Source organism: Massilia pinisoli, from assembly GCF_024753285.1.
GTDB classification, from domain to species: Bacteria; Pseudomonadota; Gammaproteobacteria; order Burkholderiales; family Burkholderiaceae_D; genus Telluria; species Telluria pinisoli.
The window spans coordinates 106529-122872 of record NZ_JANUGW010000012.1 but is presented as its reverse complement, the minus strand read 5'-3'; the positions used below and the strand labels follow the sequence as shown (position 1 = coordinate 122872).

Here is a 16344-nt window from a genome sequence, read left to right as displayed (position 1 = left end):
CAGTTCGTATCGATGCAGCCGCTTGAACTGTCCCGCCTTGCGCAGGAGGCGCCGCTGCGCGTGTTGCTCGTGCATGCGGGCGAACCGGATGCGCTGACGTGGTCCGGCCTCGTGCAGCCGCTGCGGCTGGCGGCCAAGCTGCTGGGGCCGGAGCGCCTGCACGTGGACGTGCGCACGCCCGACAAGTTCACGGCCGACCAGCGCCTGTGGCACCTCGTGCTGCTCGTCGCGGACGAGGCCGAGGTCGCATTGCGACCCGCCAACCTGCGTACCGTCGTCGCCCGCTGCCGCGCGGCGCCGTGCTGGGGCGGCGTCGGCGCCGGCGTGCTCTGGCTGGCGGAGGCGGGCGCGCTGAACGGTGCGCGCGCGGCGCTGCCGTGGTCGCTGTATCCCGACGTCGACATGCGCGCCGACCAGGCCCTGCTGAGCCCGCACCTGTACGAGATCGACGGCACTCGCGTCACGTGCTGCGGCGGCGCTGCGAGCATCGACTTCGCGCTGACGCTCGTCGACCTGCTGTTCGGCGCGACAGTCCAGGCGCAGGTGAAGGAAATCCTGTGCGTGGACCGCGTGCGCGGCCCGGACGAGCGCCAGCGCGTCGCGTTGCAGGCCCGCTTCGGCGTGCTGCAGCCGAAGCTGACGGAAGCCGTCACGCTGATGGAAGCGAATATCGAGGAACCGCTGTCGACCGACGACATCGCGCAACTGGCCGGGGTATCGCGCCGCCAGCTGGAGCGGTTGTTCAAGCAATACCTGGGCAGCCTGCCGTCGCGCTACTACCTCGAACTGCGCCTGCAACGGGCGCGCCAGCTGCTGCGCGACACCAACCACTCCATCGTGCAGGTGGGGCTGATGTGCGGCTTCTCGTCCGGTTCCCACTTCTCCACGGCCTTCGGCGCCCTGTTCGGCAACACGCCCCGCGAAGAGCGTCAGCGCAAGCTCAGCCAATAACAATTTCATTGTTTTTCAAGCATCTTTAAAAGTTGCTCGTCCAAAAATGAAAATGCCTGTCGCAGTTTGGAAAGAACGGCAAGGTTTGGCTTCTCTATAATGGATCGCTCGGCGCGGCTGCTGGAGTCCGCGCAATCTTTTATTTGGATGAGGAAAACGTCATGAATGCTAAGCTCGAATCGGGTGTCACCACGCGGCCTGTCACACGTCAGACTTTCGACGAGGTGCTCGTCCCGACCTATGCGCCGGCCGCGATGGTTCCGGTGCGCGCTTCGGGCCTGGACGTGTGGGACCAGGAAGGCAAGCATTACCTCGACTTCACCTCCGGCATCGCCGTCTCGAGCCTGGGCCACTGCAACCCGGTGCTGGTCGACGCGATGACCCGCCAGATCAACACGCTGTGGCACCTCGGTAACGGCTACACGAACGAGCCCGTGCTGCGCCTGGGCGCCGCGCTGACGGAAGCGACGTTCGCCGACCGCGCCTTCTTCTGCAACTCCGGCGCGGAAGCCAACGAAGCCGCGCTGAAGCTGGCCCGCAAGTACGCGCACGACAAGTTCGGCCCGCACAAGTCGCGCATCGTGTCGTGCTATTCCTCGTTCCACGGCCGCACGCTGTTCACCGTGTCGGTCGGCGGCCAGTCGAAATACACCGAAGGCTTCGAGCCGCTGCCGCCGGAAATCAACCACATCAACTACAACGACATCGAGTCCGCACGCGCCGCCATCACCGACGACGTGGCCGCCGTGATCGTCGAGCCGATCCAGGGCGAAGGCGGCGTGATCCCGGGCGACGTCGAATTCCTGAAGACGCTGCGCGAACTGTGCGACAAGACGGGCGCGCTGCTCGTGTTCGACGAAGTGCAGTCGGGCGTGGGCCGCACGGGCGCGCTGTACGACTACATGAACGTGGGCGTCACGCCGGACATCCTGACGTCGGCCAAGGCCCTCGGTAACGGCTACCCGATCGGCGCGATGCTGACGACGAACGAAGTCGGCAAGCACTTCACCGTGGGCACGCACGGCACGACGTACGGCGGCAATCCGCTGGCGACGACCGTCGCGCTGAACGTGATCGAACAGATCAACCAGCCCGCGTTCCTGGCGCGCGTGCGCGAGGCGAGCGCGAAGGTGTTCGCGAACCTGGAGAAGCTGGTCGCCGACTACCCGCAACTGTTCGCCAAGCCGCGCGGTAAAGGCCTGCTGATCGGCCTGCCGATGGCCGACGGCTACAAGGGCAAGTCGAAGGACTACACGAAGGTCGCGGAAAAACTGGGCCTGATGCTGCTGATCGCCGGTCCGGACGTCGTCCGCCTGGCACCGGCGCTGATCGTGTCGGACGAGCAGATCGCTGAAGCCGACCGGCTGATGCGCCAGGCCGCCGACGCGTTCCTCGCCGGCTAAGCCGCCATTCCCGGCCGGAAGGGGGCAACCCCAGCCCGGCCGGCTCCGTCCGTTCGATGCCTTTGTCGGGAGAATCCATGTACGTAGTTCGTCCGGTAGAACCAGCGGATGTCGGCGCCCTCGAGACGCTGCTTGCCGCGTCCACGCCGGGAGTGCACACCCTGCCGCGCACGCGCGAAAAGATCGCCGCGTTCGTGGAGCGTTCGGTGGCGTCGTTCGCCGCCCACGTCGACATCCCCAGCGAAGAGTCCTACCTGTTCGTGCTCGAAGACGTCGAGTCCCGCGAGCTGGTCGGCACCGCCGCGATCCACGCGTCGGCCGGCTCCAACGGCACCTATTTCGCGTTCCGTAACGATGTGATCCAGCAGGTCTCGCGCGACCTGAACATCAGCCACAGCGTGCACGCACTGACGTTGTGCTCGGAGCTGACGGCGTATTCGCAGCTGTCCGGCTTTTATATCCGCCACAGCGCCACGGCGGGGCACGAAGCGGCGCTGCTGTCGCGTGCCCGCCTGCTGTATGCCGTGCTGGCGCCGCACCGCTTCGGCGACCGCTTCTTCGTGCCGCTGGCGGGCGTCACCGACGAACACGGCCAGTCGCCGTTCTGGGATGCGCTGGGCCGCAAGTTCTTCAAGATGGATTTCCTCGATGCGGAGCGCACGATCGGCGGCGCCCGCAACCGCACGCTGATCGTCGAGCTGATGCCGCACTATCCCGTGTACGTGCCGCTGCTGCCAGGGCCCGCGCAGGCCGTGATGGGCCAGATCCATCCGAGCGGCGAACTCGCGTTCGACCTGCTGACGGAAGAGGGCTTCGAGGCCGACGAATACATCGACATCTTCGACGGCGGCCCGATCCTGCAGGCGCACAAGCACGCGCTGCATTCGTTCTCGGGCTCGATGGTGAAGAAGGTGGCGAACGCGGAACTGCAGCCGCCCACGCGCGGCGGCAAGGCCGCGATGGTGAATTACGCGGTGGCCAGCAGCGAGCGCAAGTTCCGCGCGATCGTGCTGCCGTGCGACCCGGCCGAGAGCTCGGACGCCATCTGCCTGCCGCCCGCGGCACGCGAGGCGCTGGGCGTCGCGACCGGCGACAGCGTCATCTGCGTACGCATCTGACGTGAAGGACAATCATGAGGAACCCATGCTCGTAATCCGCGCAATCACCCTGAACGACATCGATCCGCTGATCGAGATGGCGCGCCAGGTCGGCAGCGGCATGACCACGCTGAAGCCGGACCGCGCCATGCTGGGCGAGCGCGTCGAGACCGCGGTGGCATCGTTCGCGCAGACGATCCCGCCCGAGGAACGCGACTACATGTTCGTGATGGAAGACACGTCGAATGGCCGCCTGGCCGGCGTGTGCGCCATCAAGGCCGCCGTCGGCCTGACGGAGCCGTTTTATAACTACCGCATCGGCACCCTGGTGCACTCCAGCCGCGAACTGAACGTGTTCACCCGCATGGACACGCTGTACCTGTCGAACGACCTGACCGGATCGACGGAACTGTGTTCGCTGTTCCTGATGCCGGAATACCGCACGGGCTACAACGGCAAGTGGCTGTCGAAGAGCCGCTTCCTGTTCATGGCGCAGTTCCAGCACCTGTTCACGGAAAAGATCATCGCCGAGATGCGCGGCTACCAGGCGGAAGACGGCACGTCGCCGTTCTACGAAGGCCTGGGCCGCCACTTCTTCAAGATGGATTTCAACCACGTCGACGGCCTCACGGCGCTGGGTAAAAAATCGTTCATCGCGGAGCTGATGCCGCGCCAGCCGCTGTACGTCGCGTACCTGCCGGAAGACGCGCAGGCCGTGATCGGCCAGGTGCACCGCTCCACGCTCCCGGCCCGCAAACTGCTGGAGCAGGAAGGCATGCACTACGAGGGCTACGTCGACATCTTCGACGCGGGCCCCGTGCTGCAGGGCCGCGTGGCCGAGCTGCGCGCCGTGCGCGACAGCATCCTGGCGACGGCCGAGGAAGGCCAGCCGGAAGGCGAGTGCGAAGTCACGCTCGTCTCCAACACGAAGCTCGACGATTTTCGCATGGTCCTTACCCAGGCCTGCGACGGCGGCCGCAAGGTCGCGCTATCCGTGCGCGAACTCCAACTGCTGCATTGCCAGCCGGGCGATCCGATCCGCTCGCTGGCGCTCAACGTAAGGAAGAACAATGGCTAACGTCTCCAATTTTATTGACGGCGAATGGCTGGCCGGCTCCGGTCCGCTGCTCGCGACGATCGACCCGTCCACGGGCCGCCAGACCTGGACCAGCAACGAATCGACGGCGGAAGAAGTGGACCGCGCCGTGAAGGCCGCACGCGCCGCGTTCGAAGACTGGGCCCTGACGCCGCTCGAGCAGCGCATCGCCATCTGCCAGCGTTTCCGCGACCTGCTCAAGGAGCACAATGAGGAACTGGCCGCGATCATCGCCGAGGAAGTGGGCAAGCCGCTGTGGGAAGCCCGCACCGAAGTGACGACGATGGCGAACAAGGTCGACATCTCCGTGCAATCGCATGCCGCGCGCACGGGCGAGACCAGTAACAAGGTCGCGGACGGCAACGCCGTGCTGCGCCACCGTCCGCATGGCGTGTTCGGCGTGTTCGGCCCGTACAACTTCCCCGGCCACCTGCCGAACGGCCACATCGTGCCGGCGCTGATCGCGGGGAACACGCTCGTGTTCAAGCCGAGCGAATACGCGCCGCGCACGGCCGTGCGCACGGTGCAGCTGTGGGAACAGGCCGGCCTGCCGAAAGGTGTGCTGAACCTCGTGAACGGCGGCCGCGCGACCGGTGTCGCGCTGGGCCAGGCCGACGTCGACGGCATCCTGTTCACCGGTAGCAGCCAGACGGGCGCCGCGCTGCATAAACAGTTCGGCGGCCAGCCGGGCAAGATGCTGGCGCTGGAAATGGGCGGCAATAACCCAATCGTCGTCTGGGACGTGCAAGAGAATGAGAAAATGCGGGACGCGGCCGTGCACCATGCGGTGATGTCCGCGTTCATCTCGGCGGGCCAGCGTTGCACGTGCGCGCGCCGCATGATCGTGCAGGATACGCCGCAAGGCAAGGCGTTCATCGACCGCCTCGTGGAAGTGGCAAGCAAGCTCGCGGTGGGCCCGTCGAACGCGGACCCGCAGCCGTTCATGGGCCCCGTCGTCTCGGCCGCCGTCGCGCAGCGTCTCGTGCAGGCGCAGGCCATGATGGAAGCGCAGGGCGGCAAGGTGCTGCTGCGCATGCGCCAGCTCGATCCGAACGCGGGCTTCGTCACGGCGGGCATCGTCGACGTGACGGATGCGACAGGCATCCCGGACGAGGAATGGTTCGGCCCCTTGCTGCAGGTGATCCGCGTGGCCGATTTCGACCAGGCCATCGCCGCTGCCAACGCGACGGCATTCGGCCTCGCCGCGGCGCTCCTCTCCCCGTCGGACGACTTGTGGAAGCGCTTCGCCATCAAGGCGCGTGCCGGCGTCGTCAACTGGAACCGTCCGACGACGGGCGCCGCCAGCTCGGCGCCGTTCGGCGGTGTGGGCAAGTCCGGCAACCACCGTCCGAGCGCTTACTATGCGGCCGACTACTGCGCGTATCCCGTCGCCTCGATCGAAACGTCCGAGCTGGACATGCCGGCCAAACTGTCTCCGGGATTGAATTTCTAACATGCGCAACGCACGCGAATTCAACTTCGACGGCCTCGTGGGCCCGTCGCACAACTACGCCGGCCTCTCGTTCGGCAACGTCGCCTCGTTCAGCAATGTGAGGAGCGCGTCGAACCCGCGCCAGGCCGCGCTGCAGGGCCTCGCCAAGATGCGGGATTTGGCCGCGCGCGGCTTCGCGCAAGGCTTGCTGCCGCCGCAGGCGCGTCCGAACTTCCGCCTGCTGCGCCGCCTCGGCTTTTCCGGCACGGACGCCGACGTCCTGGCACAGGCCTACCGCGAATCGCCGGTGATCCTCGCCTGCGCGTACTCGGCGTCGCCGATGTGGACGGCGAACGCCGCCACCGTCAGCCCGTCCGCAGACACCCGCGATGGCCGCGTGCATTTCACGGCGGCGAACCTGAACAACAAGCTGCACCGCGCGGAAGAGCACGAGCAAGCGACGCGCACCCTGCGCGCGCTGTTCGCGAACCCGGACCGCTTCGTCGTGCACGACCCGCTGCCATCGACGCCCGCGTTCGGCGACGAGGGTGCCGCCAACCACACGCGCTTCGCCAGCGCCCACGGCGCGGCCGGCGTCGAGTTTTTCGTTTATGGCCGCGTCGAGTTCGACCCGTCCGCACCCGCACCGACCAAGTACCCGGCACGCCAGACCTTGGAAGCGTCGCAAGCCGTCGCCCGCCTGCACGGCCTGGATGCCGCGCGCACCGTGTTCGCGTCGCAGAATCCGGACGTGATCGACCAGGGCGTGTTCCACAACGACGTGATCGCGGTCGGCAACGGCAACGTGCTCTTCTACCACGAGCAGGCCTTTGCCAACGAAGCGGGCACCTTGGAAGCGCTGCGCCGCGCACTGGGCGTCACCGGCACCGACCTGCGCGCCGTGCGCGTGGACACGGGCGTCGTGCCCGTCGCCGATGCGGTGGCGAGCTACCTGTTCAACAGCCAGCTGCTGTCCAAGCCGGACGGCCGCATGGCGCTCGTCGTGCCGCACGAATGCCGCGAGACGGCGACCGTCGCGCGCTACCTGGAGCAACTGGTGGCGAGCGACGGCGCCATCGACGAGTTGATCGAATTCGACCTGCGCCAGAGCATGCGCAACGGCGGCGGCCCCGCGTGCCTGCGCCTGCGCGTCGTGCTCACGGACGAGGAAGCGGCCGCCATGCACCAGGGCGTGCTGATGACGGAAGACCTGTATGCGCGCCTCGTGCCATGGGTCGAGCGCCACTACCGCGACCGCGTCGAGCCGAAGGACCTGGCCGACCCGCAACTGGCGATCGAATGCGCGGCCGCACTGGAGGACCTCGAACGCATCCTCGGCTTGCCGGGGTTGTATGATTTGGCGTGATTGGTAAAAGATAGTTTCCGGTAATAGGGAAGCACGAATCTGGACGGGACAACCCTGTCCATACAAGCCGGGAACATGTGGCCACAAGCCGTGACGAACCCGGCGCAACTATCAGCTTGGAGAAGCAAATGAACAAAGACATGCCTCACGATCTGCGCACCCAGACCCTTGCGTTGGTCAACGAGAACAAGCCGGCCAACGCCCCCGAACAAGTGGGCGCGCTGATCGGCGCCTGGATCGGCGCCCTGGACGAAGACGACCTGGCCGGCATCGACCCGCGCAATCTCGCCGCCATCCTGTGGGACGCATTCGCCCAGGTGGCGCAGCGCACGACGGACGGCTGCCAGATCGCGCAGATGCGCTCCACGGACGGGCGCAGCGGCATGTCGACCGCCTTGCTGATCCTGAACGAGGACATGCCCTACCTCGTCGACTCGTTCGTGATGGCGCTGCGCCGCCAGCGCGTCGTCGCGTCGGGCGTCATGAATGCCGTGCTGCCCGTGCGCCGCGACGAAGCCGGCCGCGTGGTCGCCGTCGGCGAGACCGGCGCGCCGCTGGAATCGTATGTCCTGTGCCTGCTGGCGGAAGACCTGCCGCAGGATGAACTCTCCGAACTCATCGCCCGCATCCAGATGGTCGCGCGCGACGCCGCCACCGTGCACCGCGACGCCGTCGCGATGGCCGACCGCATGACCGCTGTTGCCGCCGCGGCAGCCGCACAAGGTACGCCGTCCGGCCAGGAAGTCGCCGCGTTCCTCGACTGGGCCAAGAACGAAGGCTTCGAGCCGTTCGGCTACGCCTACTATTTCGTGAAGCCGGGCGTGCGCGAACTCGAACGCGACATCCCGAGCCGCATCGGCGTCCTGCAGGACACGGCGCACCCCGTGTACGGCACCTGCCTGCAGAACATCCCGGGCGATTTCGAAATCTTGTCCAAGCGCGACGACACCCTGTCCATCGTGAAGGCCGACGTGGCCGGCACCCTGCACCGCGACCAGCCGCTGGACTTCATCGGCGTGCGCGACACCGACACGCAGGGCAACACGATCGGCGAGCACTGCTTCGTCGGCCTGTTCACCCGCGCCGCCACGTCGACGCCGCTGGCGCGCCTGCCGTTCGCGCGCGGCCGCGTGGCGAAGGTGCTGTCCATCGCCGGCGTGCGCCAGGAAGGCTTCCGCGCCGAGAAATTCCTCGAGATCCTGGAATCGCTGCCGCGCACGGAAGCGCTGGAAGCCGATCCGGAATGGCTCGCCCAGGTGTGCAGCTCCGTCGTCTCGCTGTACAAGCAGCCGCGCGCGAAAGTGTTCGCCCGCCGCGACGTGTATCAACGCCACCTGAACGTCCTCGTCTACCTGCCGCGCGAGCGCTACAGCGCCGCCGTCGTGGCCGCGCTGGCGCAGGCGCTGAAGGACAGCTCGGGCGCCGTCGACGTCCGCACGCAGACCCTCGTCGCCGACGGCCCGCTGGCCCGCGTCTACCTGATCGCCCAAGCCGCGCGCTATCCGCTCGACCTCGAAACGGACATCCAGAAACCGCTGCTGTCCGTGCTGGACGGCTGGCACGACCGCTACACGGCGCTGACCGACACCGTGGAAGACGTCCCGACCCGCAACGCGCTGCGCAAGCTCCTGCCCACGCTGCCGGTGAACTACGTCGCGGCGACGGCGCCGGAAATCGCCTTCCGCGACGTGACGGCGCTCATCGCGAACGGCCAGCAGGGCCACGTGTCCGTGCGCATCGAAACGGATGAAGCCGGGGTCACGTCGCTGCGCCTGTACTCGGCGAACACGATGCCGTCGCTGTCGCGCATCCTGCCCGCGCTGCAGAACGCCGGCGTCGCCATCGACCGCGAACAGAGCTTCTGGATCGATACGGCCGACGGCACCCGCCGCTACATCACGAGCCTGATCGTCGACGCCGATTCCGCCGCCAAGCTGGCCAAGCCCGGTGTCGTGGACGTCGCGGACGAGCTGTTTGCCGCGCTGTTCAACGGCGAAGCGGAAGACGGCCGCCTGAACGGCCTCACGATCGAAGGCGGCCTGTCGATGCGCGAAGTGCAGCTCGTGCGCGCCTACATCAGCTACTGGCGCCAGGCCGGCAGCAAGTTCTCGACCCGCTACATGGCGGAGACGCTGCGCCCGCGCGCGGCCCTCGTCAAGGAACTCGTCGAAGGCTTCACCTTGCGCTTCGATCCGAAGCTGTCGGATGAGGAACGCGCGGCGGGCGATGCCAAGCTGGCCATGCTGAAGGCCGGCCTCGCCAGCGTCAACCATGCCGACACCGAGGAAATCATGGCCGCGCTGGTCGACCTCGTGATGGCGACCGTGCGCACCAACTACTACCAGAACGACGGCGAAAAGATCATCTTCAAGCTGGACACGAGCCACCTGGCGCTGGTGCCGGAACCGCGTCCGTTCCGCGAGATCTACGTGTTCTCGCGCCGCTTCGAAGGCGTGCACCTGCGCGGCGGCCCTGTCGCGCGCGGCGGCCTGCGCTGGTCCGACCGCATGGAAGACTACCGCACGGAAGTGCTGGGCCTCGTGAAGGCGCAGATGGTCAAGAACGCCGTCATCGTGCCGGCCGGTTCGAAGGGCGGCTTCGTCTGCAAGCAGATGCCGAAGGATGCGGCGCGTGACGTCGTGGCGGCCGAAGGCGAAGCCGTCTACCGCCTGTTCATCGCGAGCCTGCTGGAAATGACGGACAACCGCGTGCGCGGCGAGATCGTGCCGCCGACGGACACCGTCCGCTATGACCAGGACGACCCGTACCTCGTCGTCGCCGCCGACAAGGGCACCGCGACGTTCTCCGACATCGCCAACAGCATCGCCGTCTCGCGCGGCTTCTGGCTGGGCGACGCGTTCGCATCGGGCGGCTCGAACGGCTACGACCACAAGAAGATGGGCATCACGGCGAAGGGCGCGTTCGAAGCCGTGAAGCGCCACTTCTACGAGATGGGCCACGACATGAACTCGACCCCGGTGACGATGGTCGGCGTGGGCGACATGTCGGGCGACGTGTTCGGCAACGGCGTGCTGCTGTCGCGCCAGCTGAAAGTGCTGGCCGCATTCGACCACCGCCACATCTTCCTCGACCCGAATCCGGACGTCGCCGTGTCGTTCGAAGAACGCAAGCGCATGTTCGCGCTGCCGCGTTCCTCATGGGAGGACTACAACAAGGAGCTGATCTCGGAAGGCGGCGGCGTGTTCCCGCGCACGGCGCGTCACATCGAGCTGTCGCCGCAGGTGCGCGCAGCGCTGGACATCGAAGAGACGTCGCTGACGCCTGAGGAACTGATGCACCGAATCCTGCTGGCACCGGTCGACCTGTTCTACAACGGCGGCATCGGCACCTACATCAAGGCGTCGAGCGAATCGCACGCACAGGTGAAAGACCGTGCCAACGACAACATCCGCGTCAACGGCAACGAGCTGCGTGTAAAAGTCGTGGCGGAAGGCGGCAACCTGGGTGCGACGCAGGCCGGCCGCATCGAATTCGCGCTGGCCGGCGGCCGCATCTTCACGGACGCCATCGACAACTCGGCCGGCGTGGACTGCTCCGACCACGAAGTCAACGTCAAGATCTGGCTCGACACGGAAGTCAACGCGGGCCAGCTGGACGAGGGCGAGCGCAACCGCCTGCTGACGGAAATGACGGGCGAGATCGAGAAGCTGGTCCTGCGCGACAACACGCTGCAAACGCACCTGCTGGTGCGCGAAGCGCAGGCGCAATCGAACAGCGCCGTCGTCGACGGCTACGCCGCGCTGATCGCCAGCCTGGAGCTTGAGGGCGCCGTGTCGCGCGAGCTGGAACAGCTGCCGAGCGAGACGGAACTGCAGCGCCGCAAGGCACTGGGGCTGGGCCTCACGACGCCGGAGCTGGCGGTCGTCGTCGCCAACGTCAAGAACCGCTTCAAGCGCCTGCTGGCCGCGCTGCCGCTCACGCAGCAGCCTTGGGCCGAGACCATCCTGCGCCCGTACTTCCCGGCGCAGCTGGTCGCCACGCGCGATCCGCTGGCGCACCCGCTGGCGAACGCGATCCTCGCGACCGTGCTCGCGAACGAATCCGTCAACCGCTGCGGCCCGCTGATGCTGCGCGACCTGGCGCTGGAACACCGCATCGACGACGTCGAGGTCGTGAAAGCGTGGGGCCAGGCCTGGGCCGCGCTGCACCTGGCGCCCGTGTTCGAGGCGCTCGACCATGATGCGCTGGCCGTGCCGCGCGACGTGTCGCAGACGGTCGACGCGCGCACCCGCGTGATGCTGCGCACCGTGATCGAAGGCGTGCTGTCGCTGCCGGCGGAGCAGGCCGGCGCCGGCGGCATGGAAGAGCTGTCGAATCTGTTCGCCCAGCCGGAACAACTGCGCCAGCTGATGCCGGCGAAGTCGGATGCCGATGCGCAGGCCGGCCTGTCGTCGTCGTTCGTGCAGGCGTGGAAAGCGGTCGACACGGTCGAATCGCTCGCGGCCTTCCTGTTCGCGGCCGTCTCCGTCCAGCGTCCGCAAGGCATGTCGCTGGCCGAGTTCCTGCAGGTGGGCATGCTGTTGCGCGCGCAGGCGGGTATCGACATGCTGGAGCGCGGCCTCAAGCTGCCTGCCATCAGCAAGTCGCAGGAACAGCTGCGCAACTACGCGCTGCAAGCGCTGCGCCGCACGCAGCAACGCCTGCTGCTCGAAGTGCTGGAAGCAAGCCGCGCCACCGGCGACATGCAGGCCGCGGTGCGCGAGCTGACGGCCGCGATGGGCTTGGCGGGTGGCTACACCCAGCCGACGGACCTGGAGCAGGCGATGCTCGCGGTGTGGTCGCTGTCGGAAGGGGCGAGCCCGGACCGCCTCGCGGCGGGCAATGCCGCGGCCTCGGTCGCGACCTTGGCGTAAGCGATGACGGCCACCTTGCCGAAGGAAATCCGGGCGCTGGCCGAAGGCGACTTCGGCGAGGTGGCCGCCCGGTTCGCGGAGGCCGGCTTCACGGTCGGCCAGCCTGCGAAGGGTGTGTTGACGGTGAAGGCGGCAACGCCGGCGCCGGATCGTCCCGCCGTGCTGCTGTCCGTCGGCGTGCACGGCGACGAGACGGGGCCGATCGAGATGGTGGCGTATGCCATCGACGCGTTGTCGCGTACGCCGCATGAACTGGCGGTGGACTTGATGCTGTGCGTGGGGAACATCGACGCCATCGCGGCCGGCAAGCGCTTCATCGATGCGGACCTGAACCGCATGTTCCGCGACCAGCGGGGCGACCTGGCCGGCACGTTCGAAGCCGGCCGTGCGGACACGCTCATCGCGGCCACCGCCGCGTTCTTCGACGGCAGCGGCCCGCGCCGCTGGCACCTGGACCTGCACACGGCGATCCGCGCGTCGCGCTATCCGCGCTTTGCCATCGTGCCGGAGCTGATCGCCGACGCGCCCCGTCGCGAGCTGATCGCATGGCTGGGGATGGGCGGCATCGACGCCGTCATCATGAATCCGGCATCTGCGGGCACGTACAGTTATTGGACGGCCGAGCGGTACGGCACCGCGGGCACCACCGTGGAGCTGGGGCGCATCGGGACGCTGGGGCAGAACGACCTGTCGCAGTTCGCGGCGATGGCCGATGCGCTGGCTGGTCTGCTGCGCGGGCATGTGCAGGCGGGCGGTACGGCGCCCATCGTGTTCAATACGGCCCAGTCGATCACCAAGCTGTCCGATGCGTTCACCATGAGCTTCGGGCGCGATACGGAGAACTTCACGCCATTGAAAAAGGGCGAGGTGATCGCGCGCGATGGCGAAACCGTTTATACCGTTCAGCATGACGAGGAGTGTGTCGTGTTTCCCAACCCCGACGTCCGGGTGGGCTTGCGGGCGGGGATCATGGTGGTGCGCGCGGATTGATCGTTCGTTCAACGTACGTTTGCCGTCTCGAAAAGCACGTTTCCCCCAGGCGCGCTAGACTGTTCCTTTGACCATAGGAAGCCGTCGCCCATGAGCAAGCTGTTTTCACCGATCGAGCTCGGCCCGCTCGCGCTGGCCAACCGCATCGCCATCGCGCCGATGTGTCAATACTCCGCCGAGCAGGGCCTCGCGACCGACTGGCATATGATCCACCTGGGTCACCTCGCGCTGTCCGGCGCCGGTCTCCTCATCATCGAGGCGACCGCCGTGACGGAGGAGGGCCGCATCACCTACGCCGACCTGGGCCTGTGGTCCGACGAGCACGCGGCCGCGCTGGAACCCGTCGTCAACGCGATGCGGAAGCATTCTCCGATCAAGATCGCCATCCAGCTCGCGCACGCGGGCCGCAAGGCGTCCAGCGAGGTGCCGTGGCTGGGTGGGGCGAGCATTCCGCCCGATCATGTGCATGGCTGGCAGACCGTGGCCCCGTCCGCGCTCCCGCATGCGGACGGCGATGCGGTGCCGCAGGCGCTCGATGCCGCCGGCCTCGCGCGCGTGAAGGACGGTTTCGTTGCCGCCGCCCGCCGCGCCGATGCGCTGGGCCTGGACGCCATCGAGCTCCACGGTGCCCACGGCTATCTGCTGCACCAGTTCCTGTCGCCGCTGTCGAACCGGCGCGACGATGCCTATGGCGGCTCGCTGGAGAACCGCATGCGCTTTCCGCTGGAAGTGTTCGCCGCAGTGCGCGCGGCCGTGTCGCCGGAGATGGTGGTGGGTATGCGCATCTCCGCCAGCGACTGGGTCGACGGCGGCTGGGACCTGGCGCAAAGCATCGTGCTGGCGCGCGAGCTCGGGAAGCTCGGCTGCCAGTTCATCCACGTGTCGAGCGGCGGGGTGTCGCCGCTGCAGAAGATTCCCGTCGGGCCGGGTTACCAGATCGAGTTCGCCGCGCGCATCAAGGCGGAAACGGCCATGCCGACGATCGGCGTGGGCCTGATCACGGAGGCGAAGCAGGCCGAGACCATCGTGCAGACGGGCCAGGCCGACATGGTGGCGCTGGCGCGCGCCATGCTGTACGACCCCCGCTGGCCGTGGCATGCGGCGGTCGAGTTGGGAGCATCGGTCAGCGCGCCGCCCCAGTACTGGCGCTCGCAGCCGCATGAGTTCAAGCACCTGTTTGGGGATACGCGGCTGGGGCAGCGTTGACGCCTAAGCCCGCGCGATAACTCGAGTTGTAGTTGAACGCGTGGACGGCAAGCCGTCCACCCTACAACAGTCGCACGAACGTAGGGTGGACAGCTCGGCTGTCCACGCGTTCAACGATCGTTCGATCAGAGCAGGTGATCGAGCAGCTCCGGCCCGAACACCTCGCGGTGCAGGCGGCCCGCCGGTACGCCCGCATTCAGCAGGCCGAGCCACTGCGCCTGCATGAACTTGTGCGGACCGCACAGATACACCTCCGCTTCCTCGCGCGGCCAGGCCGGCAGCTTGGCGACATCCATGCGGCCTTCGATGACGTCCGCGGCGCCCTGGGCATCTTCGTGGAATGCGACGACCGAGAGGTTCGGCATGGTCGCCTTCAAACCGTCGACTTCCGCGCGCAGCGCGTGGTGCCCCGCATCGCGGGCGGCGTGCGCGAAGATCACGCGGCGCTGCGGGTTCACCTGCGCCACGCGCTTCAGGCTCGCGACCATCGGCGTGACGCCGACGCCGGCCGACAGCAGCACGAGCGGCTTGTCGCCTTCGGTCTCCGGCGTGAATTCGCCGAACGGATGCGACACCTGCAAGGTGGCGCCGACCTTCACGTTGGCGTGCAGCCAGTTCGACACTTCGCCGGCCGGCGCGTCGTCGACGCTGTCTTCGCGCTTGACGGAGATGCGCAGGCTGTCGCCGTTCGGCGCATCCGACAGGCTGTACTGGCGCAACTGGTGGCGGCCGCCCGGCAGGTCGACGGCGACGCTCACGTACTGGCCCGGCTTGAACGCGGGGACCGGCTTGCCGTCTTCCGGCACGAAGCGGATCGACAGCACGTTCACGCTCTCCGTTTTCACCTCGGTCACGCGCATCGGACGGGTCTCGCCCGGCTCGACACCGGCCGTGTTGTACATCTTCGCTTCCGCCGCAATCAGCAGCTTGGCGAGCGAGTTGTACGCTTCCTTCCAGGCGTCCAGCAGTGGCGGCGTGGCGGCATCGCCCAAGGTGGCGGCGATCGATTCCAGCAGGTGCTTGCCGACGATGGGGTAGTGCTCGGCGCGGATGCCGACGGACACGTGCTTGTGCACGATGCGTTCGACGACTGGGCCCAGCGCGCCCGGATTGCCGATGTTGGCCGCGTAGGCGAACACGGCCGACGCCAGCGATTGCTGTTGCGCCCCGCTGGCCTGGTTCCCCATATTGAAGATCCGGGTCAGTTCAGGATGCGCGCCCAGCATGTTCGTGTAGAACAGCTTGGTGATCGTCAGGCCATGCTGGCGCAGGACGGGGACACTGGCATCGATGTAGGGACGGGAAGCTTCCGAAATCATGGTGGTTCCTTTAATTATGCATTTAAAATGCAGATTTAAGATTCAAAAAAATGCCCGCTCGGCGGGCGTTGCCATCAATACTAAGTTAATCCTCACTCACCGGCTCAGGCGCCGGCAGACTGCTTTTCGCGGCCCCGCCATCCCAGAACATGCGGTGCATGCGCATGACCTGTTCGCCGGTATTGCCGGCCGTGGCATGGGCCAGCGTGTAGCCGTCCATCGCGTCGTAGAACGCTCGCATGCCGGTGCGCAGCATGCCGCGCAGCTGGCAATCGAGCTTCAGCGCGCAGTCGGTGCCTTCGCAATCGACCAGTTCATTGTCCTCGCCTTCCAGCTTGCGCAACACCTGGCCGATCGTCAAGGTCGCCGGATCGGCCGCGAGGCGCAGGCCACCGTTGCGTCCACGCGTCGCCTGCACCCACCCCAGCTTGGCCAGTTGCCCGACCACTTTCACGAGGTGGTTCAGGGGAATGTCGAACTGTTTGCCGATCTCCGCCACCGTCACCGGATGCGGACGTTCTCCCGCACGCTCCAGGTAGATCAGGACGCGCAGGCCAATATCGGAGAATCGGGTAAGTCGCATTGGGTAAGCTCGGTGGGTACAAGTGTA

The 16344-nt window shown here is 67.1% G+C and carries 11 protein-coding genes; 9 read left to right on the top strand and 2 right to left on the bottom strand.

Annotation, left to right across the window (positions count from 1 at the left end; all coding sequences use genetic code 11):
- Positions 1–12 precede the first annotated feature (12 nt).
- The 9 genes from NX784_RS17125 (at position 13) to NX784_RS17085 (ending at position 14415) form a co-directional block, all read left to right on the top strand.
- Complete coding sequence (locus NX784_RS17125; RefSeq protein ID WP_258817900.1) at positions 13–951, top strand: GlxA family transcriptional regulator; 939 nt, start codon at positions 13–15, stop codon at positions 949–951.
- 161 nt (positions 952–1112) lie between these two features.
- On the top strand, positions 1113–2354 hold the full coding sequence (locus NX784_RS17120) for an acetylornithine/succinyldiaminopimelate transaminase (RefSeq protein ID WP_258817899.1): 1242 nt from the start codon (positions 1113–1115) through the stop codon (positions 2352–2354).
- Between the two features lie 77 nt (positions 2355–2431).
- Entirely contained in the window at positions 2432–3472 is a 1041-nt protein-coding gene (locus tag NX784_RS17115; protein WP_258817898.1) for an arginine N-succinyltransferase, read from the top strand.
- Positions 3473–3497: 25 nt separating this feature from the next.
- Positions 3498–4529 carry an arginine N-succinyltransferase gene (gene astA, locus NX784_RS17110; RefSeq protein WP_258817897.1) on the top strand — a complete coding sequence of 344 codons (1032 nt, stop codon included), beginning with the start codon at positions 3498–3500 and terminating at the stop codon, positions 4527–4529.
- A complete protein-coding gene (gene astD / locus NX784_RS17105) occupies positions 4522–6000 on the top strand; it encodes a succinylglutamate-semialdehyde dehydrogenase (RefSeq protein ID WP_258817896.1) in 1479 nt (492 codons plus the stop codon). The genes astA and astD overlap by 8 nt, the downstream gene beginning before the upstream one ends.
- Position 6001: 1 nt before the next feature.
- On the top strand, positions 6002–7345 hold the full coding sequence (gene astB / locus NX784_RS17100; RefSeq protein ID WP_258817895.1) for an N-succinylarginine dihydrolase: 1344 nt from the start codon (positions 6002–6004) through the stop codon (positions 7343–7345).
- A gap of 128 nt (positions 7346–7473) precedes the next feature.
- Positions 7474–12219 carry an NAD-glutamate dehydrogenase domain-containing protein gene (locus NX784_RS17095; RefSeq protein WP_258817894.1) on the top strand — a complete coding sequence of 1582 codons (4746 nt, stop codon included), beginning with the start codon at positions 7474–7476 and terminating at the stop codon, positions 12217–12219.
- 3 nt (positions 12220–12222) lie between these two features.
- Positions 12223–13209 (top strand): succinylglutamate desuccinylase, encoded by a 987-nt coding sequence (locus NX784_RS17090; RefSeq protein ID WP_258817893.1) that lies wholly within the window; start codon positions 12223–12225, stop codon positions 13207–13209.
- A gap of 90 nt (positions 13210–13299) precedes the next feature.
- Positions 13300–14415: an NADH:flavin oxidoreductase/NADH oxidase gene (locus NX784_RS17085; RefSeq protein WP_258817892.1), complete on the top strand. Its 1116-nt coding sequence runs from the start codon at positions 13300–13302 to the stop codon at positions 14413–14415.
- 125 nt (positions 14416–14540) lie between these two features.
- On the opposite strand, the gene hmpA is transcribed toward NX784_RS17085, so the two are convergent.
- Entirely contained in the window at positions 14541–15734 is a 1194-nt protein-coding gene (gene hmpA, locus NX784_RS17080) for an NO-inducible flavohemoprotein (protein WP_258817891.1), read from the bottom strand.
- 85 nt (positions 15735–15819) lie between these two features.
- Complete coding sequence (locus NX784_RS17075) at positions 15820–16317, bottom strand: RrF2 family transcriptional regulator (RefSeq protein WP_258817890.1); 498 nt, start codon at positions 16315–16317, stop codon at positions 15820–15822.
- Positions 16318–16344: the final 27 nt, after the last annotated feature.